The 22,012-nt window shown below is 49.8% G+C and carries 23 protein-coding genes; 9 read left to right on the forward strand and 14 right to left on the reverse strand.

Annotation, left to right across the window (positions count from 1 at the left end):
- Positions 1-3 precede the first annotated feature (3 nt).
- From RAC89_RS04980 to RAC89_RS04990, 3 genes are all read right to left on the reverse strand, one after another.
- Positions 4-1,176: a glucose 1-dehydrogenase gene (locus RAC89_RS04980; RefSeq protein WP_306612172.1), complete on the reverse strand. Its 1,173-nt coding sequence runs from the start codon at positions 1,174-1,176 to the stop codon at positions 4-6.
- Positions 1,173-3,212 carry a glycoside hydrolase family 15 protein gene (locus tag RAC89_RS04985; protein WP_306612173.1) on the reverse strand — a complete coding sequence of 680 codons (2,040 nt, stop codon included), beginning with the start codon at positions 3,210-3,212 and terminating at the stop codon, positions 1,173-1,175. Before RAC89_RS04985 ends, RAC89_RS04980 begins: the two co-directional genes overlap by 4 nt.
- Positions 3,213-3,365: 153 nt before the next feature.
- Positions 3,366-3,803, reverse strand: coding sequence for a hypothetical protein (locus RAC89_RS04990; protein WP_284640993.1), 438 nt, complete (start codon positions 3,801-3,803; stop codon positions 3,366-3,368).
- A 165-nt stretch (positions 3,804-3,968) separates the two neighbouring features.
- Here RAC89_RS04990 and RAC89_RS04995 point away from each other — a divergent pair, with 165 nt between their 5' ends.
- From RAC89_RS04995 to RAC89_RS05025, 7 genes are all read left to right on the forward strand, one after another.
- Positions 3,969-4,634 carry a helix-turn-helix domain-containing protein gene (locus RAC89_RS04995; RefSeq protein WP_284640994.1) on the forward strand — a complete coding sequence of 222 codons (666 nt, stop codon included), beginning with the start codon at positions 3,969-3,971 and terminating at the stop codon, positions 4,632-4,634.
- A gap of 31 nt (positions 4,635-4,665) precedes the next feature.
- Positions 4,666-5,316, forward strand: a complete 651-nt coding sequence (locus RAC89_RS05000; RefSeq protein ID WP_306612174.1) for a hypothetical protein — start codon at positions 4,666-4,668, stop codon at positions 5,314-5,316.
- A 702-nt stretch (positions 5,317-6,018) separates the two neighbouring features.
- Positions 6,019-6,609 (forward strand): CPBP family intramembrane glutamic endopeptidase, encoded by a 591-nt coding sequence (locus RAC89_RS05005; protein ID WP_306612176.1) that lies wholly within the window; start codon positions 6,019-6,021, stop codon positions 6,607-6,609.
- A gap of 875 nt (positions 6,610-7,484) precedes the next feature.
- Entirely contained in the window at positions 7,485-8,042 is a 558-nt protein-coding gene (locus RAC89_RS05010) for an accessory gene regulator B family protein (RefSeq protein WP_306612177.1), read from the forward strand.
- Positions 8,039-8,161, forward strand: coding sequence for a cyclic lactone autoinducer peptide (locus RAC89_RS05015; RefSeq protein WP_306612178.1), 123 nt, complete (start codon positions 8,039-8,041; stop codon positions 8,159-8,161). The genes RAC89_RS05010 and RAC89_RS05015 overlap by 4 nt, the downstream gene beginning before the upstream one ends.
- A gap of 67 nt (positions 8,162-8,228) precedes the next feature.
- On the forward strand, positions 8,229-10,034 hold the full coding sequence (locus RAC89_RS05020) for a putative bifunctional diguanylate cyclase/phosphodiesterase (protein ID WP_306612180.1): 1,806 nt from the start codon (positions 8,229-8,231) through the stop codon (positions 10,032-10,034).
- Between the two features lie 95 nt (positions 10,035-10,129).
- Positions 10,130-11,266 (forward strand): phosphodiester glycosidase family protein, encoded by a 1,137-nt coding sequence (locus RAC89_RS05025; RefSeq protein ID WP_373429893.1) that lies wholly within the window; start codon positions 10,130-10,132, stop codon positions 11,264-11,266.
- Positions 11,267-11,329: 63 nt separating this feature from the next.
- Here RAC89_RS05025 and RAC89_RS05030 read toward each other — a convergent pair whose 3' ends face one another.
- The 10 genes from RAC89_RS05030 to thiD form a co-directional block, all read right to left on the reverse strand.
- Positions 11,330-11,746: a YtxH domain-containing protein gene (locus RAC89_RS05030; protein WP_306612182.1), complete on the reverse strand. Its 417-nt coding sequence runs from the start codon at positions 11,744-11,746 to the stop codon at positions 11,330-11,332.
- On the reverse strand, positions 11,743-12,231 hold the full coding sequence (locus RAC89_RS05035) for a DUF948 domain-containing protein (RefSeq protein ID WP_306612183.1): 489 nt from the start codon (positions 12,229-12,231) through the stop codon (positions 11,743-11,745). The genes RAC89_RS05030 and RAC89_RS05035 overlap by 4 nt, the downstream gene beginning before the upstream one ends.
- A gap of 118 nt (positions 12,232-12,349) precedes the next feature.
- Entirely contained in the window at positions 12,350-13,393 is a 1,044-nt protein-coding gene (mnmH, locus tag RAC89_RS05040) for a tRNA 2-selenouridine(34) synthase MnmH (protein ID WP_306612185.1), read from the reverse strand.
- Positions 13,394-13,417: 24 nt separating this feature from the next.
- On the reverse strand, positions 13,418-14,476 hold the full coding sequence (gene selD / locus RAC89_RS05045) for a selenide, water dikinase SelD (protein WP_306616048.1): 1,059 nt from the start codon (positions 14,474-14,476) through the stop codon (positions 13,418-13,420).
- Entirely contained in the window at positions 14,463-15,254 is a 792-nt protein-coding gene (gene phnC / locus RAC89_RS05050; protein ID WP_306612187.1) for a phosphonate ABC transporter ATP-binding protein, read from the reverse strand. The genes selD and phnC overlap by 14 nt, the downstream gene beginning before the upstream one ends.
- Before the next feature lies 1 nt (position 15,255).
- Positions 15,256-16,005: a phosphonate ABC transporter, permease protein PhnE gene (gene phnE / locus RAC89_RS05055; RefSeq protein ID WP_306612189.1), complete on the reverse strand. Its 750-nt coding sequence runs from the start codon at positions 16,003-16,005 to the stop codon at positions 15,256-15,258.
- A 43-nt stretch (positions 16,006-16,048) separates the two neighbouring features.
- On the reverse strand, positions 16,049-16,936 hold the full coding sequence (gene phnD / locus RAC89_RS05060) for a phosphate/phosphite/phosphonate ABC transporter substrate-binding protein (RefSeq protein WP_306612190.1): 888 nt from the start codon (positions 16,934-16,936) through the stop codon (positions 16,049-16,051).
- 146 nt (positions 16,937-17,082) lie between these two features.
- On the reverse strand, positions 17,083-17,718 hold the full coding sequence (locus tag RAC89_RS05065) for a helix-turn-helix transcriptional regulator (RefSeq protein ID WP_306612191.1): 636 nt from the start codon (positions 17,716-17,718) through the stop codon (positions 17,083-17,085).
- A 129-nt stretch (positions 17,719-17,847) separates the two neighbouring features.
- On the reverse strand, positions 17,848-18,279 hold the full coding sequence (locus RAC89_RS05070; protein ID WP_284641008.1) for a DUF86 domain-containing protein: 432 nt from the start codon (positions 18,277-18,279) through the stop codon (positions 17,848-17,850).
- 133 nt (positions 18,280-18,412) lie between these two features.
- Positions 18,413-19,231, reverse strand: coding sequence for a bifunctional hydroxymethylpyrimidine kinase/phosphomethylpyrimidine kinase (gene thiD / locus RAC89_RS05075; RefSeq protein WP_306612192.1), 819 nt, complete (start codon positions 19,229-19,231; stop codon positions 18,413-18,415).
- A gap of 245 nt (positions 19,232-19,476) precedes the next feature.
- Between thiD and RAC89_RS05080 the strand changes: the two genes are divergently transcribed.
- Positions 19,477-20,121: a thiamine phosphate synthase gene (locus tag RAC89_RS05080; protein ID WP_306612194.1), complete on the forward strand. Its 645-nt coding sequence runs from the start codon at positions 19,477-19,479 to the stop codon at positions 20,119-20,121.
- Entirely contained in the window at positions 20,118-21,242 is a 1,125-nt protein-coding gene (gene thiO / locus RAC89_RS05085; RefSeq protein ID WP_306612196.1) for a glycine oxidase ThiO, read from the forward strand. The genes RAC89_RS05080 and thiO overlap by 4 nt, the downstream gene beginning before the upstream one ends.
- Here thiO and RAC89_RS05090 read toward each other — a convergent pair.
- Positions 21,235-21,903 carry a tetratricopeptide repeat protein gene (locus tag RAC89_RS05090; RefSeq protein WP_373429894.1) on the reverse strand — a complete coding sequence of 223 codons (669 nt, stop codon included), beginning with the start codon at positions 21,901-21,903 and terminating at the stop codon, positions 21,235-21,237. The genes thiO and RAC89_RS05090 overlap by 8 nt on opposite strands.
- Positions 21,904-22,012 lie beyond the last annotated feature (109 nt).

Raw genomic sequence — 22,012 nt, forward strand, 5'->3', positions numbered from 1 at the left:
GTCTTACACCGAGAAGCTGTAGCTGACCTCGCTCGCTTCCGACTGCACATGTACGGACCATTGCTCACGGGGAACCACATCGACTACCGCTTTAATCCCGATGTTCCCCCATTCCAGCGCGGTCACCTGCTCCAGTGTAAGCCGATCCGTCATCATCCGGCCCAGTAACCCCGGGAACTTAGCCTCCATTTGCTGCAGGCGGTATAGGCCCGTTTCGAAATCCTTCCGCGAAGCGTTCACCGAGCCTACAATGCACTTGTTCTCAAGCACCAGCTCCTGGTTGATCAGGTCGCTGGAAATACACAGGCTTCGGTTCCCCGGCGTTACCCCCAGCAGAGCAAGGACGCCGTTCGGCCCAAGCGCTGTCATCGCCTCGAAGGCCAGCGGGCTGAAGCCCGTGCACTCGAAGATCAGATCGGCCCTCTTGCCCGCTCTCTGAAGGAAGGCGCCAAGCGCTCCCGTCCCTTCTTCCGCCTCGCGGAAGAGGCCTCCGCAGGCGCGAACCAGCTCCGCTGCCGGAGCGTCTGCCGGCGTCTTCGACCACACCACGGTGTCGAGGCCGAGACAGCGGCAGGTGAGGGCTGCTAGCAGCCCTAGCGGCCCGGAGCCAAGCACCACGGCTGTCTTCGGCTGCCAGACGAGCCGCTGCTGGATGTGCTGGACCTCCTCCCACACCTTTTCCACGATGCTTTGCGGCTCGGCAAGCACGCCATAAGCGAGAGCGGCATCGGGGACCCTGACCAGATAACGCGCATCCTCGACATAATACTCGGACAGGTACCCGTCCGCGCCCTTAATGCCTCGCTCGACATACTGTCCTGTCTCGCAGTAATCCTGCTGCCCGTTCCGGCAGCTGACACAATCCGGCTCGCGGCAAGGCCGCCGCACGAGCGCACAAACCAGCTCGCCGGGCAGAAAGCCCGACTCCGGCCCTGCCTCGGCCACGACGCCCAGCGACTCGTGGCCGATGGTCAGCGCCGTCTCCCCGGTCGCCGGCACGCCGTAGTGCTCGCTCATGATCTCGCGATCCGTTCCGTCAAGTCCCACACACAGCACACGCACCAGCACATCGTGCGGCCCGCGCAGAGTCGGCTGACTCACCTCGGCCAGCTCCAGCTTCGCAGAGGCACCTGTCTCCGCAGCCTCGCCGATCCCTGTCACTCGAATCGCCTTCATTGCGGCGCACCCGCCTTTTGCAGCAGCCTTGTGTCGCTCTCGTCTTCCCTGCCGCGCCGCTTATGCTTGAACAGCTTCAGCTTCGAGAGGTATTCCTGGACGACCTTTACGAACGAAGCATGAGACCAGGTCAGTGGCGAAACCGACAACGGATCGCCGGTGAAAGGATGAAGCTGCTCCGCAAGCACGCCGGAAGGAAGCGAATGGCGCATCGTCCATCGCAGCAGCTCCTCCGCCTCCTTCAGCTCATCCTCGCTTTTGGCGACGGCGATAACCCATTCTGCGTACCACAGCGTGCAGATAAACCAAGGATTGCCGGGAACGCGCGCCACATCCTTTGTCACCTGATGATAGTAGTCGTTCGTATACCGTGCCAGTCCTCCGACCTCCGTCTTCACCCACAGCTTTTCCCGAATCGCCTTCATCGTGCTGACTACGCGGGGATCGTCCGCCGGGAACAAGCCGAAATCGAATACAGCATAGATACTCGCATCCAAAGTCCAATCCGGCTCGTACGTGTTCTGCTCATGATTCCAATAGAGAGAACGAATAAAACGGTTCTCCCGCTGCGAGAAGAAGGACCGCTCGACGGCTTGTTTTATTTGCTCCGCCGAGTCCCGGTAATGTTGGGCCCTCGCCTTGTCCTCGTAGTAATCGGCGAATTGTGCCGCCGCCAAAAGTCCGGCATATACGCTCGCTACCGTGAACAAATGGACTCCATACCGCTCCTCCCACAAATCATAGGAAGGGAGCGGAAGCCCCGATGCATCCTTGTACCTCACCAGGAAATTGGCGGCAGGGACAACGAACTGCTCATAATCCTCTTTGGCTTCGTCCAAGGTTCGGGCCAAGCGATGATGATGCCACAACGAATAAAGAACGAGAGCCGTCTCGTCCTCTTGGATCGCGAACTGCTTCTCCCCCTGCGCATTGATCCACGGATGCCAGCTGGAGCCAACCGATCCGTCGGGATTATATTTGTGCAGCAGATAGCCTTCCTCCGTCAAAGCCCGTTTACAGAATCCAAAGAACCGCTTCGTCAAGGCATGATAACCGGAACGATCGAGCGCATGGGAGATCAAAGCCCCGTCCCTTGGCCACATATAAGAATACGTATCCTTGGCAAATTTCAAAATATCCGAATCATTCGCCGCCAGGATCGCCCCCCGATTGTCCGTATTGGTACGGATGATCAGCAGGCTTCTCCGGTAAAAGGACGCGATATCCTTATCCAGCAAACGAAGCTCATGTCGATCCCGCTCCAGCCACTCCAGCCAATAGTTATAGGTGCGCTGCAGCAGCGCATGCGGATGGGCAGCCCGGACGGACCGTTCAAGCTTCGCGATCTCCTTGTAATCCCGTCCGAAGCATATCCAGAACCACGCTACCGTACTGCCGCCGGCCGGCACGGTAAACTCCAGCTCAATCGTCCCGTCAACAGATCCTTGTGCAATCGGATTTCCACCCAACCGGCCGTCCTCCGCATCGCGCCAAGTCCCCTGAAGACCGTGAATTTCCTTCTGTCCGATTGCATAGGCGGATGGCCGACCCTCCTGCTGCCCGTCCACAGCACACGAAAGCGACAGATAGCGATGCCCTTTATAAAATACCAATGACCGCAAATCCGGATCATAATACACTGTATCTCCAACGCCCACGCCATACAAATGAAGATCAAGGTGAAAATACAGCTTCACCGTCCGTTCGCGATCCCATTTGTTATTCATCGTAACCTTTCGTACAAAAACGTTCTCCTGAGCATCCACCCCGTCGCGAAGCAGCATCTCGAGGCCCAGACGTTCATGAGCGCAGCTAACATTCGTTACCATCGAATCGTTTAAATAGCCGCTTTGCCGTTTCACCTCCGGGTGGTCGATCCAGAAGAAGTCCTCGGCGGTCCATACCCCAAAATGGGATAAATGATCAATCGCCTGATTCTCTTGTCCGACATAGGGGTAATAGATATCACGGAGATTGTAGCTGCCGTCAAAGTTAATCAAAACATTGCCATTGCCGATCGGCAAGTCACGTGCCATGAATAAGCCACTCCCTTCCTTACTATCCCTAATTTCCCGAGACTGGAAGGAATTTATTCATGAAACAGCCCCCTAGTCACGAATGGTATTTTTTGGTACAATGAAATAAAAAAGGACTAGCCTCTGCTAGTCCCCAACTGTTTTAATATGAATTTATTTTCGTTTTCTTCCGTGCTTCACCAAAGTCATTCTGCGAGAGTGACGAAGCCATGAATAGTAAGCCTTAAGATCCCGAAGCTGAATGTCTTGGGACACCCTGCCAAGGAATGTAACGACGATCATTTTATGTAACGGATTTCCGGCAATGTCGGTCTCATCTTTCATTTGCATGAATTCCGCTACCATGACCAGATCGTCATCAATCAGATAGACGTCCTTCTCGTTCGCATAGTAAGGCTGCACGCATTCATTCTTCAATCTGTCCCACAAAAAATGGCATATATGTTCAATACCGCCTTGTTCGTCCTCTACCCTTTCGCTCCACCTGCTGAGAGCATGGCTAGTAATAACGATATCTGCAACCTTGTATCCGTTAAAATGGACATAGAAGGGCTCATAAGTGCTCCAGCGGTTCATGATCTTATCTCTCACAATGACTTCCCCCCTCCTGCTGTTCAAACGATGTAGTTACTTAAATCGTATTATTAATATTACATACAGTCAAGGCATAATTAAATTCTAAAAGGAATTTTAGATTGCCTATTTCATTTCTGCGGCTTGTCCATTACAATATGTTTAGAAAGGGGGAAATGCAAAGTGGCACAACCAATTCCTGATTTCGGGAGATTCCTTGAGTCGCTTCGCGGTTCGATGTCCTTAAGGGAGGCAGCTAAGAAAAGCGGACTGTCCCATGCGTACATTCGTGACCTGGAGCTCGAGAGAAACCGCTCTACGAATGAGAAGATTACTCCGTCGCCCGACACGCTGAAGAAGCTGTCTGTCGCTTACGGCTACCCATATACCGAATTAATGATTAAAGCAGGACACCTCATGAGTGAGGATGTTGCCGGAACTTCGGCTCCGGCCCGCTTCGATGTCGACCTGAAGAAGGTGCAGTACATCGAGATCGGCACCAAGGACATTACTTACCATATGGCAGATTCGGTGGAAACGCACAGCATCGATTCTTTGATCGACTTCAGCAGTTTTCTGGATCGTTTGGAGGAGCATGATTTCAAGAAAGTCGACGCGGATCTTTACGTGAACTTTACCTTCATTAAGAAATATGATCAGCGCAGCGGCAAGCTCTACTTCCATGAATCCGGGTCCGGGAAAAGCGTCATGATGACCGCGATCCGCCAGAAGAAGTATCATGATCTGCTGCTTCGAACCGTGGCGTACAATACCAATTCAAGCCTTGAGTTCCATTACGGGCGTATCAGTAGAAGCGCGAGCCTCTCACCAACTTCAGAGAATATGTAATCATCATTTCAACTAATAGGGGCTAGCGGTAATGCAATTTTTTGAATATTACTTACTTTATGCTTTCAATTGGACACTGCTTTTATCTCTTGGTTTAAGTATATTCCGTTTCAATCTAAAACATTACTACTATCAGATCATCGTTTCGGCATTATTGCTAAGCTATGTTTCCGCTAATATCCAATATTTTGATAAAGGTTTTCTAACCGCCATCGTTCAGCCTATTTGTGCCATTTTGTGCCTTAGGCTGATTTTTCGCATTCATTGGGCTCATTCGATAATTATCATAGGACTGAGCTACGGAATTAATATTTTTGCTGAATTCGCGATTACGTGGGCTATCTCGTATTTTCATTTGAGCACGGCAATTTCTTATATGCAAAGAAATGATATCTTAACGATAGGAATCTGTATTACTTTTTTCAACGTCATTAGCTGTTTCATTCTCCATAAATTTCGAATTGGCTTCACCTTTATAGCCGCCCGTCAAAGAAAGACATTTGAGTACAAAGGGCTCAATAAACAAATCCTTTCTCTATCAATTATTTGTGTGATCCTAGTTCTTGGATCAGGGTTCATTATTTTTTTCTTTGAAGAATTTGTGTTATTAAAGAACGTCCTGCTTATTGGAGTTTGGCTGATGGTGCTGCGAGTGGCCTATCAAAAGGATGTGACTGAGTAGAGTTGAAGGGGATCTCGCATCATGATGCTAACCACGATAAACCACATTATCTTATATATTTTCATTTGGTATTCAATGCTTGCATTAAGCTTATCTTTATTCCGATTTCCACTTAAAGCTAATAAACTTCAGTTAATGTACTCCATCATTCTATTAACTTGTATCTCGGTTCCCATTCAGCATTTTAAAGTCGTGTATTTGATAACCATAATTCAACCTATTGCTATGATGGGATGCTTATTTATAATTTTTCGTCTTCGCTTCCTTTACACCATTATTATGACTATAATTCCCTATACCATCACAATACTACTTGAATTATTTGTTGTGCTAATTAAAAATCTATTTAAATACGATACAAGCGTTATCGAACTTCAAGGTGACAACCTAACTTCAGCTTGGATAGTAATTGTACTCACATTTGTCCTTGTATTTTTGTTAAAAAAATTGCGATTGGGATTCTCCTTCATACCCCGGAATAAAAAAAATGATCCATTTCTGAATGATAATAAAAACAGTATTATAACATTCGTCTATATCATCGTAATTTTACTAAACCTTGGAAGCATTATATTATTTCATTTCGAAGGATATCTGCTGCTTCTACAGTTCATAACCATGTTCGCATTACTTTTATTATTATCTTTAGCGTATAAAAAAGATTTAGAATCTTAATCTTACCTTTTAATGAGGCTGCTGAAATTGAAAAAGAAAGAAATCATCGCGTTAATTTCGTTTTTCCTACTTGCTGGTCCTGGACCTACTTTATTATTTATAAATAAGTACTCTATATCACTATTTCCTCTCATTTGCATGACATTCATGGTTTATGTGTATAGAGTGGAATTAATGAATTTAAATGTGCAAAAAATGATATACGCTCGAAATAATTACGCATTTGTATGGAAAGGGGTCCAGTGGAGTATTTATTTTCATGCTGCAACCACCCTACTGATTCGTCCAACACCAAATCTTACAGATCAACTATTAAGTTCCTACCCAATTATGGCAATTAATATTGTAATCTTTGCTCCTATTTTTGAAGAGATTGTTTATAGAAAAATCATTTTTCGTTTTCTTTGTTCGAGATATAACTTTGTAATTGCATCAGCAATATCTTCATCAATCTTTGCGCTTGGACATTTTAGTTGGGATCGTTTTTTAGCGTATTTTGGTGTGGGAATCTTATTTTGTAAAATTTATAAAGATTCGAACTCAATTTACCCTACCATTCTTGCACACATGATACTAAATTTTATTGCGATCATTTCATCGACACTACGAATTAGCTAAATTTACAATATACCCAACGATATCATTCGACATTTTTCTACTTGTAATGCATTGCTAAGTATATTAAACTTAACCTGAGTGCTTTCTAAAGTTTCCTAATTTTTTTCTAAAGTATAATTAAAAATAAGACTTTATATTCATGACATTTACCCTATGGAATGTAAAAATAAGGAGAGAATTGTAATGAGTCTTGGGGCTCTATTAATAAGAGTACTTTATTCGACAATAGAATTAGGTATGGGAGTCCTATTATCTCTTACCATGTTTCGCTTCCCATTGAGATATAATCTGCATAAAGTGGCAATTATTGCGCTTGCCATGTCTATTACTTCAATCTATTTTCGAGAAATTGCTCAGGTACCGGATTTCGCGGTATTAACACTTTTATCCATTGAAAGCATACTTATAATGATTTTTTTTAATTTACCATTTTTCTATTCGATTGTTTTATCTGTCATTGGCTTCTTTCTATGTGGAATCGTCGAATACGGAGTAATTACTATTGGTACTGAGCTTGGGTTAACAAGTATCCAACAAATATCCTCTAGCTTGATACATAGTGGAATCATCTTCCTAATAATATCATTAATTTTTGCAACATTTATGGCAATATTACAAAGTCGGAAGTATGGATTTGTGTTTATGGCCAACTGGTTATCCATGAGAAAAGCACTTAAAGGTTATAATTTCGTACTTTCCGCATCTCTATTGATTTGTGTATTAGCTTTACAATTGATGACTCTTTCCTTTTATAAACTAAGTCTTCATTTTATTATCATCATTGTAAGCACGTGCTTTCTCTTATTTACACTCATTTTTGCTTACAAACATAACAGAAGATTAATTAAGGAGAAATACGAGAGGTTAAAAAACAGATGAACTTTATCGATCGATCTGCTAACAGCCTCGCAAAAGTAATATATTCACACTACCCTGAAGGCGCTTCAGAAACAGTATTAAGATATAGTCTAACTCTGCTGATTAATACAGTAACGTCAGTTTCCTTTGTTATAATTTTCAGCTTCTTTACAAATCATCTTCTTGAAGCTATATGCGTGATTGCCTTTTATACTATATTAAGATTTTTTAGTGGTGGAATGCATATGCCAACATCGTTAGCCTGCTCCATCGCTTCTATATTGACTTTCATTATTGTTACGCACATTGATTACAATTTTCAACCTTTTGGACTTCTTCTAACCATTGTAAGTGCGCTCATTCTTTTGAAAACTGCACCTAATAACATGGAAAATTCAAGCAGTGTGAACCCTAAATATTATCCTCATCTTAAGGTAATCTCTGTTCTCATTGTTCTTAGCAATCTTTATTTTCACTCTTCCTTTTTAGCATCTGCAGCGTTGGCGCAAGCTTTGTTAACCACAAAGATCGCATATAAGTTCTCAGACTACATAGAAGGGAGGACAAATGCTTGAAACATCAATTTGCAAAATATGCAAGCATTGTTTTAGCTGCCTTAGGTTCGCTGTTTGTATTCTCCAATAGCTTTATTATGCATCGCCCAGAAACACCAGCTGAACTTTTGAAAAAGTAATACATACATTCCAAGGCTGCCAGATTCCGTCTGACAGCCTTCATCCTTCTCCTTGGAGCTGAAACTAATGCAGAAGATTCCCGTTACTCGTGATGGCAAAAGAGGTTCAGAAGTCCTTGTCATCGACTCGAACGATGTAGTTAAGATCGATCGAATCCGTGACCGGGAAGTCATCATACACACCAAAGACGAACAATACTACCTAGATACTTCATTTGACAACTTAGAGGAATGGTTGTTCGAGGACGGGTTCCGCCAGCTGGATAGCACCAATATCGTCAATATGAATCATGTTGTAGATTATGATTCGCGTAAAGGTTTGGTTTATCTCGGATCTGACGATCGACGGCATTCGAAGAACGCCTCGGCCGCCAGAATTCATAAAGATCATATCGAGAACGTCATGCAGCTTCTTAAAGTAGCTGACTCCTCGGCAGAAAACAGCATAGAAAAAGAAGAAGAACTTTTTGCCAAGATTATAAGCGAGACGAATGATTATCAGCTGCTTAGATCTTATGCTACAATTCGTGCCGTAAATCAACGGAAACGTGCAGAGGAACAGATCGTTCACATGGCTTATCACGATGCGTTGACGGACTTACCGAATCGATTAATGTTCGATGAGAAGCTGAAATCCTGCTTCGAGCAAGCACAGAAGTCAGGCAGTATGATGGCGGTTATCTTCCTCGATCTCGATCGCTTCAAAGTCATTAATGATACGTTAGGTCACCACGTCGGTGATAAGCTGCTGGAATATCTCGCACGAAAGCTGAAAGTATATGCGAAAGAAAAGGATCTTGTCGCCCGGTTCGGCGGTGACGAGTTTATGATATTGCTTTCCAATGTAACCCATGTTGATGAACCCGCCCAGTTTGCCAAGGGCATTCCTGAGCTGTTGAAGGAGCCCTTTGTCATAGAGAACCAGGAGCTGTTCGTCACAGCAAGTATCGGTATCAGTATTTATCCCAATGATGGCGCCGATACAGAGACACTTCTAAAAAACGCAGATATCGCCATGTATCGATCCAAAGAAAAAGGTGGGAATTCATATCACTATTATCACCCTGACATGAACAAACGCTCCCTGCATCGGTTGAATCTGGAGATTCATCTGCGGAAAGCGCTTGAACGCAATGAATTTAAGATTTTTTACCAGCCGCTCGTGGACCTCCGTAACGGCAGCGTATTTGGGATGGAATCGCTTGTGCGTTGGCAGCATCCCGAATGGGGTATGATTTCTCCTGGAGAATTTATTCCGCTCGCAGAGGAAACAGGACTTATTGTACCGATCGGCAATTGGGTGCTGAAGGAAGCTTGCAGACAAAACCGGGAGTGGCAAAAGCTCGGATACCCCCCTCTGGTCGTTTCTGTCAATATCTCGGCTATTCAATTCCATCAGCTCAACTTTGTCCAGTTGGTCGTTGAGGCGCTTGAGGAGTCCGGTCTGAAGCCGGATCAGCTTTGTCTTGAAATTACAGAAAATGTGGCTATGAACAATGTGCCTTATATCGTAGATACCATGCAAAAATTGAAGCTGCTTGGCGTACGGATCTCCATCGACGATTTCGGTACCGGCTACTCCTCGTTGAGTTACCTGAAGAGATTCCGTGTGCATACCCTCAAGATCGATCAATCCTTTATTCGAGACGTTACCTCGGATGAAGACAATGCTGCAATCGTGACCGCGCTCATTGCGATGTCGCATCGGCTGAAGATCAAATCTTTGGCTGAAGGGGTCGAGACGCAGGAACAGCTGAAGTTTCTTCAAGATCAAGGCTGCGATGAGATTCAGGGCTATGTGTTCAGCAAGCCAATGCCCGCCCAAGAATTCGAGCTGATGATCAGAGAGAAGAAACAGCTGTATTTAAACTAGAATGAGAGAATGGGTGCAGTGAGAACTGCAACTTTTCTCTCTTTTTTTCGTTATATACTAAGTAGGCCTATTTTACTTGGAAGGGATTGGAATGCGTGTCAGCACCTCTACCCGGTCAAACCCGGGCTCAAGCTTCAGCTCCCTTGAAAACAAAAGCGATTGCCAAGAAGCGCGGGTCGAGCGTATGGCTTACCTTGTCACTATATACGCTGTTTGTGCTCTTCGTCTTTGGTGCCGTAGGCAGCCTCTGGTTTTTCCTGACGGAGTCCGGCTCCAATTTACGTTTCATGGCTGCTGACACCTTGATCACTACGCAGCATCGCCACTGGGCGAAATACTTAATCGGGCAGGAAGAGCTGGATAAGCGCGTAAACCGATACTGGGATCAATTTGACCGCTACTCGGAAATAAAGGATAAGCCTATCGTTCAAGTACACGCTACCGAAACGAAGGTTCAGGAACAGAAGAAGCCTTTAGTTGAGATTGAAGAAATCTCGGGAAAAAACTTTAAGGGACATCTGCTTATCGTGAATGATCCGAAAGCACTTCGAATTGCCGTCCCTGGCAAGGCAGGAAAAGGGGAAAAGGTTACATCTATGGTGAGCCGTCTTGGAGCCGTAGCCGGAGTCAATGCCGGAGGCTTCGTAGACCCCGAGTGGAAGGGCAACGGCTTTCAGCCGACGGGTCTTGTTATGTCCGGAGGGAAGGTCTTCTATAACGATTCCGGAATGAATACCCCGATTCACATCGTGGGTGTAGATAAGGACGGTCTTATGGTGGCCGGTAAATACAAGGTTTCCGAGCTGCTGCAGATGGGCGTTCAGGAAGCGGTCACTTTCGCTCCCAAATTCATTGTCAACGGCGTCGGGCAAATTAAAAATCAGGCGGACGGTTGGGGCATCGCACCGAGAACCTCAATGGCTCAGAAGGCCGACGGTACCATTATGTTTGCGATCATCGACGGCCGTCAGCCGCACAGTATCGGTGCTACCTTGTTTGATGTGCAGAATATTTTCCTCGAGCATGGCGCCGTTACGGCCGCCAACCTGGACGGTGGCTCCTCTACGGTATTGGTGCATGATAATAAGATCGTCAACAAGCCGTCCAGCGAATACGGCGAACGTTACCTTCCTACGGCTTGGCTTGTATTCGATGATCCGATGAAGGCCGCTCAGATCAAGAATATATGGGAAGGGTTGGATCCCAGTAAGATTGACCCATCCAAGTGGTAAAAGGAAAAGCCGTGGATCCTTCGAGCTTCACTCGAAGGATCCACGGCTTGCTTATTGAAGTATTTATTTCTCCTCTTTCTCCTCTTTCTCCTCTTTCTCCTCTTTCTCTGCCAGAGTTGCTGCAATAGAGGCTTCAGCCGTTTCAACAGCATCATCCTTGGTGCGACGCCACGATTTCACCTCTTGACCCAGCTGTCCTGCTACATCCTTGGCTTTATCTACGATTTCCGATGTTTGACGGCTGACGGATTGGGCTGCCGTTTGCGTCTTTTCGCTGATCGCAGTAGCGATCTGCTTGGATTTATCGACCACATCGCCCGCCACCTGTTGTGTTTTCTCACTGAGCTGCTGATAGCCTTCCTTGATGTCCGTTCTCAGCTCACGTCCGGATTTCGGTGCGAACAATAATGCGGTTACTGCTCCAAGTACACTGCCTACAACTGCCCCAATGACCAAATCCTTGTTTCTTTTGTCTGTCATGCTTCCTCGCTCCTTTTTTGTTGATCCGCCTCTGATCGCATCTTATCCGCTGCTTTTGCCTGTCGATAAGACTGTAACCTGTTCCACAGCTGCATTCCGGTTGTCGTCAACTCCATCAGGTCGTTTACGGTCCTTTGCCCGTTATGTACCGACCTTCTTGCCTCCAATACCGTATCCGTCACCGTCTGCGATAGAAGCTGAACGGATTGGGAGACGCGATTCACCGTCTCTCCCGTTTCCTCTACCGCATCGAAGAATCTGTCGGTTGCTTGAAGCTTCCCTTGCAGATCCTCGAGCAATGTTGTAGACAGCCGGATCAGCTGCATCGATTCGGTCGTTGTCTGGGCCAAATGCCGCTCCATCTCGTGCAGCGCTTGATCCGCTCGCTCCAGCTTGCTTTGAGCCGTTCGCAGCAAGCGCACCAGGTAGAACGATACGACCAGGAACGCTGCCGCACTGACACCGATGCAGATTTGCCATAACATGACCATCACCTCCGCTGGGATATCGGGTTACTGTTTCAGGGCGAATGCCTATGGGATACTACAGTATAAGTAGGCGCAGCTTGTTTTGACACAAGATGCAACAAAAAAATCCGACCCCTTAATTCGGGTCGGATGTAACACGATGCAAATAGGCTATGATTTGATCGACGGCATCATCGGGAGTCACCGCTTGGATCGAATCGGATTCAGCGGCATATTGATCGGTAGCATGCTCATACCTTGGATCATAATAGTATTCCAGCAGCAGCCTCACCGCCTCGTCAAACTGGTTCATCAGCATATGACGCTCAATTTCTGCTGCTATTGGGGTATGAATCCGTCTGCGGATATGCTCAAAAGCAGCAAGGCATTCCTCTTTATGCTCACCCGGAGTATAATCATCCAGAATGTGCTGAATTCTTTGCTCCTGCGGCATCTCGACAAATACTTGACGTCCCTTCTCCTTGGCTTCCACTAGGAATTCCGGCATCACCGCTTTGCCGATTCGCTTGCTCTCCGCTTCCATAAGAATGTAGGGGGAGTCGTTTAGCCTAAGCAGCTCTTGCACCAGTAACGATTCAAACGTCTTCTGATTGTTCGGCTTCATGCCGATTTGCCCGAAGATCGAGCCCCGGTGGCCGGCCAAAGCTTCTACATCCAGTACGGGAAACCCTTTGTCCGCCAGCTTGCGTAGAATAAGCGATTTGCCGGTTCCGGTATATCCGTTGATGACGATCATGCGGGGCTTCAGCTCAAAATGGGCAAGGGTATCGACAACCCATTGTCGATACGCCCGAATGCCTCCCTGTAGCCGATAGACCCGTATCCCCATAAGCGACAGCAACGTGGCGGAGGTTTTGCTCCGCATGCCCCCACGCCAGCAATATACCGCCTTCCTCGGTTCGATCGATTCAAACTCTTTAATAAATCGGGGCAGCTTCGCAGAAACGATTTCCAAACCGCGATCCTTCGCCGCTTGAATGCTATTTTTCTTATAAATGGTCCCGATCTCCGCCCTCTCTTCATCCGTAAAGAGCGGAATATTAAGACTGCCGGGAATCGTAAAATCATGATATTCCCCAGGAGAACGGACATCCACAAGGGCCAGCTCCCTTTTCTGCTGCAGCTCTAGAAGTTCCTGTATCGTGACGTCCTGAAACAAGGCTTGTCTCCCCTTTAGCCAAAATTACAATGATTTGACTATACGTATTTGACCTGGGTGCTCAGCAACGGCCTCGCCGACCAGACTGGCTTCGACACCTGCCTGGACGAGGTCGGCAAGAAGCGCTTCGGCCTTCTCTTCCGCTACGGCAATCAGCAGCCCGCCGGAGGTGACCGCATCACAGAGAATATATTGGTCGATCTGATCGATCCCATCCTCGAAGCTGATCGTTCCTTCCAAGTGGGCAAAGTTGTTCTTTGTCCCGCCCGGAACGAAGCCCGCTTCCGCCAGCTCGCGCACACGCGGCAGCACAGGAACCTGAGCCCTTCCGATGCGCAGGCCCACGCCGCTGCCCTTCGCCATCTCAGCGGCATGACCAAGCAATCCGAAGCCGGTAACGTCCGTACATCCATGCACCTCATAAGGCTCCATAATCTCCGCAGCCTTCTTATTGAGCGTAGTCATAACACTAGTGACTCTGGCTACCTCATCGGTGCTGAGCGCATCTTTCTTGATTGAGGTCGTCAGGATGCCTACCCCAATCGGCTTCGTCAAAATCAAGCGGTCGCCCGGTTTCGCGCCGGCATTCGTTTTGGCTTTGGACGGATGGACCAGCCCGGTAACGGCCAGGCCGAATTTCGGCTCGTTATCATCGATAGAATGCCCCCCAACAAGGGTGGCTCCCGCTTCCCTTACCTTATCTCCCGCGCCTCGCAGAATGTCAGCTAAGACGCTCTTATCAAGCTTTTTGATAGGAAAAGCAACGATGTTAAGCACCGTGAGCGGCTTTCCGCCCATCGCGTAAATATCGCTAAGAGCGTTCGCTGCCGCTACCTGCCCGAAGGAGTATGGATCGTCAACAATCGGTGTAAAAAAGTCTACTGTCTGCACCAGGGCAAGCTCCTCCGTCAGCTTGTATACCCCCGCATCATCACTGGTGTCCAAGCCAACAAGCAGATTCGGGTCCGGCTCCGCCGGAGGGAGCGTACGAATCACCTGCTGAAGATCCGCCGGTCCGATTTTGCACCCGCAGCCGCCTTTCGAGGATAGGGACGTTAATTTAATGGGTTCACCTGTTTGCATGCTCATCTATCTTCATCTCCTGTTCGGTTAATTGCGGTTCATCTTGCGGGTAGATCCGGGTTAGTGCTTCCTCCGTCAACTCCTCGGGCGGTCCGTCAAAGACGATCCCTCCCTTGGCAAGACCAATCAAACGCCCGGCATACCGCTTCGCTAGAGAGACATCATGCAGGTTCAGCAAGACGGTCATCCCCTGCTCGCGATGCAGCACTTTTACCAGGTCCAGCACCTTGACTGCAGTAACCGGATCCAGGCTGGATACGGGCTCATCCCCTAGAAGCAGCTTAGGCCGCTGCATCATTACCCGGGCAATGGCCACGCGCTGCTGCTGTCCGCCGCTAAGCTCCTCGACTCGCCGTCTGGCCAGCGATTCCAGCCCTACTTGCCGAAGCGCCTCCATGGCCTCTTCTTTCTGTTTGGAGGTAAAGCTCCAGGTGACGCTTCGCCATAAGGGCATCGATGCAAACTGTCCGACCAATACATTGGTCAGTACACTTAAGCGCGGAAGCAGATGAAAGTGCTGGAAAATCATCCCGATCTCGCCGCGAAGCTTTCTCAGCTCCTTCTCCGTAGTGCCGGTAACGCTTCGGTCGTTCCATTGAATGCTCCCCTGATCGGGTGTGACTAAGCGGTTGATGCAGCGGATTAAGGTCGACTTTCCCGCTCCGCTGCGTCCAAGGACAGCTACAAGCTCGCCCTGCTTAATCGTCAGGTTAATGCCGTTCAAAGCAGGGTCCGATTCGCCCGGGTATTGTTTGCGGAGCCCTTGAATAGCCAGCATGTTAAATCACCCGCTTTCGGACATAAGCCCCAAGGTAGTCTACCGAGGTAACGAGCACCATTATGAAAACTACCTCGACGGCCACCTTCTCGTATTGGAACATTTTGAAGTCGTTATAGAGCAGCTGTCCGATTCCCCCTGCCCCGACCACGCCAAGAATTAGACAGGTACGAATGGCTACCTCGAGCCGGTAGAAATACTGGGAGATCACCAGCGGAATCATCTGAGGCATAATTCCATACAACGCTACTAATATCCGTGTTCCTCCCACTGATTTCACAGCTTCTTGCGGTCCGGGATCCATAGCTTCTATCATTTCCGAGATCATTTTGCCAAATACCCCCACATTGTGAATAATCAACGCTACCACGGCAGGCATGGGGTTGAGCCCGAGCGTCGGTACGAAGATGAGGGCCAGCACGATTTCCGGAACGGAGCGCAGAAAATTGAACGCGACACGGAAGGAGTGGTACACCGATGGGAACGGTGTCGTGTTGCGGGCCGCAAAAAAACTGAGCGGAAGCGAAATCGCCACCGCAATCAGCGTGCTGAAGAGCGCAATCTGCAGCGTGACCACGGTTTGCCCCAATGCGTAATCCGCATCGCTCCAATCGAGGGGAAACCATTGATTCCGGACAAAATCTACCGTTCGGCCTATATCCGTAAGCAAGCTCAAATCGAAGCCGACGCCGATTCCCGACCAGATCAGCAGCCCGAGAAACACGGCCAAGTAAATAATTCGTTGTTTCATACTTCCTCTCCTTGCCGCCCGCTCTCGGGTATATGCGTTCCGCTTACTTCAAGCGTCCGTCCTCAAGGGCTGCTTGGCGAACGGCGGCGTAATCCTCGTTCTTGGCCGGTATGAACGCATCCGCACCGTTAAATACATTTAGGATATCCTTATCCTTAATGCTGTACAGCGCCTCTTGAAGCTTCTTGATGTCCTGTTCGCCGACATTTTTCTCGACCGCCCAAGGGTACTGAAACAGCTGCTCGGATTGCCAAATCTTCTTGATTTTGGATCCGTCCACTTTATTTTGCTTCACCAGATTGGCGTAGATGGCGCTGTCAATGGCACCGACGTCCAGCGTTTTATTCTGAATGGCCAACGCAGTGGCATCATGATTTCCGGTATAGGTAACCTTCTTGAATTTATATTTCTGAGCCGTTTCGAACACGCCGGCCTTCTTCAACGCCATTCCCGGTACCAAGCTGCCCGAGGTAGAGTTCTGGTCTCCGAAGGCGAAGCTGATCTTGTCCGCATTCTTAATCACATCCTCAAAGGAATTGTAGGGCGAGTCAACGGGAGCGATCAGGTACGAATAGTAATAAGGCACCCCGCCTACCTCAATCGTGGCAATAGCCTTGGCACCATATTTCTCATGGGCTTGTACATAGGTTAAAGGCCCCAGGTAAGCCATATGGATTTTGCCCGCACCCATAGCCTCCACTACGCCGTTATAGTCGGGATAAACCTCGGCGCGTACCTTGCGGCCCATTTTCTCGGTCATGACCTGGCTCAGCTTCTCCATGCCCACCCTTGAGTTTCCCTCATTCTGAGCGGGAATGACGCCAATCAGAAACTCTTGATTTTTCGCGCCGCCTGTAGTACATCCTGATACCAGCAGTACAGCTGCCAGTATAAATACGAGTGCTCTCGTTCCTTTTTTAAGAAATATCATTTTGATTCTCCTGCTCTAGAAGGTAAATTTGCCTAAATTACAGATTAACATAGTTTCGGTACAATGAAAAGTTCGTCGAAATATGTTAAAAAACCATCACGACCCTGTCTCTTCAGACAAGATACAGCGATGGTTCGCCTATTGGTTTATTTCAGCTTCGCTTGAATGACGTAAGTACACTTCGAGCCGCCCTTCGCGAGGCATTCCGTTCGTTCCACCTCGGCGCTCAGCAAGCTCTGGAACATATCCAGCTCACATTGGCATGCATGATTGAATTGGTTGGCCACTTGGGATATCGGACAGTTGTGCTCATGCAGCACGTACTGCTCTTCCCCGGTTTGTTCCCAATTCACCATATAGCCGTTGGCGTTCTGCAGGTCGGCCAGCTCCTTGACCCGATCTGCCAACGCTTTGCCCGCCATGCGTTCGTTATATCGGCCGATAAGCTTATCCTTACGGCGATCGAATAACCGGTCCACCTGCTCTTCGCCTGCCTCGGCCACCAGCTCGTCCAGCAAATCCAGCGTAAGGGAATGATACTTCTTCGGAAACAGATCGTCCGCGTTCGCTGTCAGCGAATACAGATGTGTCGGCCGCCCCATGGCTTGCCGGACCAGCTTCGTTTCGATTAAGTTATCCCTTTCCAGCGTACTCAAGTGTCTGCGAACTGCCATTTCGGTAATACCCAGCTGTCTCGCCATCTCACTGACTGGTAAAGCGCCTCTCGTCTTAAGCATGGTTAGTATCACTTTGCGCGTGGACGCATCGGGCTCTTGATTCATGCCGGTATTCACCGCCTTTACAGGGACTTTTCCTCTAAGCTGCGGCAGCTGCGAAACTGCTGATACCGTTATTTTAAACGAAATCCGGCAATAAGTAAATTATGATACTAAAAAGTATAGAAAGGCAATTTACACCATCTCCCGGCTGATGAAAGCAGGCACGGCTTGAGCCAGCTCCTCCAGAACGGACGGCAGCTGCAATACAAGCGGATGCAGTCCTTCCCTGGCATAGGTCGCGTAATCCTGTACCAGCGGCCGGCGTAGTCCGACCAGCTCCTTGAGAACAGCGGCAGTGTTCGCACCGAATACTTTCTCGCCCTCTAGAATCTCCACAATATCTTCATAGCTGCTTGCATCACGCATCATAAAAGCATCGATCAGCAAGCTGCCGATATCCGTTACCGTCTCAATGGCAAGGTGCAGCGTACGCTCCTGTGCGAGCTGGATCAGCAGTCCTTTCTGCCCAAGATTCCACTGATTGGCCAGCTGCTCGCAGGCCGCCGTAATGACAGGAATAAACTGCAAACGAATATCAATCTGTTCATGATTCACATAGTACATCGCTTATCTCCGTTTCTTCCTTCTCCACTTAGACCATAAGATGATGGCCGGGAAGGAGAGCATCAATAAAAATATTAACAGGACCGCCTGCATTAAATACTCGTAGCTCATGTTCGGTTAAAGGCTCCTTTGCTCAGCTTGTCTGCTCTTGCGATTGTGCACGGTGGTAGGCCCAATGGTTGGTCGGCCCGTGTCCGGCCCCAATGCCAAGCTCATAACGGATAGCCAGCGTAATAAACCGCTTGGCCGTATGAACGGCCTCCAGCAGGGGCTTGCCCTTCGCCAGCTCGGAGGTGATGGCCGCTGAGAAAGTACAGCCTGTGCCGTGAGTGTGGCGGGTTTCGTATCGCTCCGCCGTCAGGAGCTCGAAGCGTTCCCCGTCGTACAACACATCGGTAGGCGCCCCGTCGCTGTGTCCGCCCTTGACCACCGCAGCTTTCGCTCCCAGCTCTCGGACAAGCCTGACCGCCGCCGCCTTCATTTCGTCAACCGAGTGAATGCTGAGCCCGGTTATGACCTCCGCTTCCGGAATATTCGGAGTGACTACCGCAGCTAACGGAAGCAGCTTCGTCCTAAGCGCATCCTGTGCGGTCGATGCCAGCAAACTGGCGCCGCCCTTGGCGATCATCACCGGATCTACAACCAGCTTCGACAGCTTGTACCCCTTCACCTTACTCGCTACCAGCTCAATGACCTCCGGCTGGGAGAGCATCCCCGTCTTGGCAGCATCCACGCCAATATCCGTGAACACCGCATCGATCTGCTTTTCGATCCCCTCCAGAGGAATATCGTAAATCCCGTGCACTCCAAGCGTATTTTGCGCCGTCACCGCCGTGATCGCCGAGGTGCCGAACACACCAAGCATCTGGAACGTCTTCAGATCCGCCTGAATGCCTGCCCCGCCGCCGCTGTCGGATCCGGCGATCGTCAATGCTTTATAGGTAACACTCATTCCATGTTCTCCTCCCCTATGCCTCTATCCATTCCCCGAAGCAAGCTTCCATACACTAGCTCTAAGTTTATAGTTCCCGCCGAACAGCGTCAAGAAAAAGACCCATTCAGCGCAGCCTGTAGCTTTCCTCACAGGATTCCGCTTTTTTAGTGATCATTTTATGACAAACCTCAAGAAGCCTTTGACGCCATAAAGGCTCGGGGGTATGATGAAACTACGAAAACTACGGCAGGAAGTGTTGGTTTATGCGCAAGCACGCGCTGCATGTGTTGACGACAGGTCGGCAGGAGCTCGCCGAGGTGTCGTCAATTTTATCCGGCATCGATACGTCGCTTATCGATGCCTTTCACGTGCGCGAGAAGCAACGCGGCGCACGCGAGCTCTTGCACTGGCACGCCCGGCTCAAGCCGCTGCTGCCGCACACCGCGGTCGTCTTGAACGACCGCGTCGATGCGGCCCTGGCGGCTCCGGCGGATGGCGTGCAGCTGGGCTACAGCAGCCTCCCGGCTGCAGCGGTGCGGCAGCTTGTGCCGCGCGGTATGCGGGTCGGCTGCTCGGTCCACGAGGCCGAGGAGGCGGCGGAGGCGGCCCGTCAGGGCGCCGACTACGTGATCTTCGGCCATGTGTATGCGACGGGCTCGAAGCCCGGCTTCGCGCCGCGCGGCATCGGCGCGCTGGCGGAGGTCGTGGCGGCCTCGCCCGTCCCGGTCATCGCCATCGGCGGTATCGGCCTCTCCGAGGTCGACGAGGTGCTGTCGACCGGCTGCGCCGGGATCGCCGTCCTTTCCTCCGTGCTGCTTCATTCGCAGCCGGCTGGCCAGGTCGCAGCTTATCGGGAACGACTGGACTCCTCCAGCCATAAACCCAAGAAAGGTTGGTTCTCATCATGAACGTAAATGCATCAGCAATCGTTATAGGAGGAGGCATTATCGGCTCCTCGATAGCCTATGAATTAGCGAAATCGGGGATGAAAGTCACCTTGCTGGACAAAGGGGCGGTCGGTCAGGAAGCCTCGACGGCTGCAGCCGGCATGCTCGGCGCACAGGTGGAAACCCACCATCCCGGCGCCTTTTACGAGCTGTGCACGAAGAGCCAGGAGCTGTACCGCCCATGGTCCGAGGAGCTCTTTGCCTATACCGGTATCTCGCCGCAATATATAGATGAGGGTATTCTGCGAGTCGCATTGACGGAAGAGGATGAAGCGGAGCTGCGTGGGCGTCTGCCTTGGATCCGGCATGCACAGTGGGTCAGCCCGGAGGAGATTCGCCGCAGGGAGCCGCAGCTGACGGAAGCGGTTCGTGGCGGCCTGTGGTTCGATCGTGATCATCAGGTGCACCCGATTCATCTCATGCTGGCCCTTCGGGCCTCTCTCGTGAAGCGAGGCGTAACGATTCGGGAATGGACGCCGGTATTCCGGCTGCTCCAGAGTCAAGGGCGCATTACAGGCGTACAAACCTCCGAAGGTCCGCTCTATGCGGATCATGTCGTACTGGCAGCCGGTGCTTGGAGTCCTGCGCTCACGGAAGCCTTCGGTATGCAGCTTCCGATGTTCCCGGTACAAGGACAATGCCTCTCCATCCGGACCGAAGCGCCAATGCTGACCTCTACTGCCTTTACAAAGGGATGTTATATCGTTCCCAAGCAGGACGGAAGCTGCATTGTTGGAGCAACACAGGTAGAAGCGGGCTTCGATAAGCGCTCTACGGCAGAGGCTGTCGCCCGGCTGCAGGATAAAGCCGTCCAGCTGGTTCCGAAGCTTAAGGAAGCGGAGTTCCTGCGCACCTGGACGGGACTGCGTCCCGGCTCCCGCGACGGTCTGCCGTTCCTCGGCACCTGGGACCAGCTACCTGGGCTCGTGTTCGCTACGGGACACTACCGCAACGGGATTTTGCTCGCCCCTGTCACGGCAGTGTTAATTCGGGAGCTTTTGACCGGCGGCAGCACTTCACTTAATCTGGCGCCCTTCTCCCCCGAACGGGCAGCCGAAGCCGCTAAGGCGCGAGCTACTTAAACCGGGCCAGCAGCGCCCATTTGCGCTCATGTCTGCGCTTATAACGAGGAAGTCCACGGTATAGTTCCAATGTTTCCCGGAACGCCCGCAGGGCTTCCTCCTTGCGTCCGAGCCGGCTGTAGATGAGACCCTGACGGTAATACGCCTCGCAAGAGGAGGAGTGTACCTCGCGGAACTGTTCCAAGTACCTTACGGCCTTCTCCGGATTCTCCTCGGCATACGCCTCGCCCAAGCGCAAGAACGGCTCTCCGTATTTCACCCTCGGATTTCGCTCAAGCGCACGCTGAATCAGCTGCTCCCCCTGCTTCAGGTTCTCCAGCTTCAGCTCACAGATTCCCAGCTCGCATAGCACCTCGGCGGAGTCCTCCATCACCGGCAGTACCTGCTCAAGCAGCTCTTTGGCCGGCCCATATTTTTTTTGTTCTATATAGATCCTGGCTATATCCAGCTTGGTGGTGTTGCCGTGCGGATTCATCCGCAGCTCTTCCCTAAGCCGCGCCATTCTTCTCCTGCGGCTTAAAGGCCTCAGAATGCTGGGTGTCAGCCCAATGAAGCGCCGTTCCAGCATATACAATATGATCAAAAGAACAATCAGTGCAACAAACGGATTCCCTGTCACCCACCAAAGAATAGAAAAAATAAATATTTTACTCAAAGTCATCTGATCCTTTCCTGTAAGCTAACTCACTGTATCATACCACAAATTTCCATGTAAAAGTTAGCGACGCCGCGTATAGATGATTGTTTAACCGGACATTCTAATTATTGTC

The organism is Paenibacillus sp. GD4, from assembly GCF_030846225.1.
GTDB lineage: Bacteria > Bacillota > Bacilli > Paenibacillales > NBRC-103111 > Paenibacillus_G > Paenibacillus_G silviterrae.

Bases quoted from the DNA above. Each gene is read 5' to 3' on its own strand.
- RAC89_RS04980 (WP_306612172.1), bottom strand. From the start codon at position 1,176: ATGAAGGCGATTCGAGTGACAGGGATCGGCGAGGCTGCGGAGACAGGT.
- RAC89_RS04985 (WP_306612173.1), bottom strand. From the start codon at position 3,212: ATGGCACGTGACTTGCCGATCGGCAATGGCAATGTTTTGATTAACTTT.
- RAC89_RS05000 (WP_306612174.1), top strand. From the start codon at position 4,666: ATGCAATTTTTTGAATATTACTTACTTTATGCTTTCAATTGGACACTG.
- RAC89_RS05010 (WP_306612177.1), top strand. From the start codon at position 7,485: ATGAACTTTATCGATCGATCTGCTAACAGCCTCGCAAAAGTAATATAT.
- RAC89_RS05020 (WP_306612180.1), top strand. From the start codon at position 8,229: ATGCAGAAGATTCCCGTTACTCGTGATGGCAAAAGAGGTTCAGAAGTC.
- RAC89_RS05030 (WP_306612182.1), bottom strand. From the start codon at position 11,746: ATGACAGACAAAAGAAACAAGGATTTGGTCATTGGGGCAGTTGTAGGC.
- RAC89_RS05035 (WP_306612183.1), bottom strand. From the start codon at position 12,231: ATGTTATGGCAAATCTGCATCGGTGTCAGTGCGGCAGCGTTCCTGGTC.
- selD (WP_306616048.1), bottom strand. From the start codon at position 14,476: ATGCAAACAGGTGAACCCATTAAATTAACGTCCCTATCCTCGAAAGGC.
- phnC (WP_306612187.1), bottom strand. From the start codon at position 15,254: ATGCTGGCTATTCAAGGGCTCCGCAAACAATACCCGGGCGAATCGGAC.
- phnE (WP_306612189.1), bottom strand. From the start codon at position 16,005: ATGAAACAACGAATTATTTACTTGGCCGTGTTTCTCGGGCTGCTGATC.
- phnD (WP_306612190.1), bottom strand. From the start codon at position 16,936: ATGATATTTCTTAAAAAAGGAACGAGAGCACTCGTATTTATACTGGCA.
- RAC89_RS05065 (WP_306612191.1), bottom strand. From the start codon at position 17,718: ATGAATCAAGAGCCCGATGCGTCCACGCGCAAAGTGATACTAACCATG.
- RAC89_RS05070 (WP_284641008.1), bottom strand. From the start codon at position 18,279: ATGTACTATGTGAATCATGAACAGATTGATATTCGTTTGCAGTTTATT.
- thiD (WP_306612192.1), bottom strand. From the start codon at position 19,231: ATGAGTGTTACCTATAAAGCATTGACGATCGCCGGATCCGACAGCGGC.
- RAC89_RS05080 (WP_306612194.1), top strand. From the start codon at position 19,477: ATGCGCAAGCACGCGCTGCATGTGTTGACGACAGGTCGGCAGGAGCTC.
- thiO (WP_306612196.1), top strand. From the start codon at position 20,118: ATGAACGTAAATGCATCAGCAATCGTTATAGGAGGAGGCATTATCGGC.
- RAC89_RS05090 (WP_373429894.1), bottom strand. From the start codon at position 21,903: ATGACTTTGAGTAAAATATTTATTTTTTCTATTCTTTGGTGGGTGACA.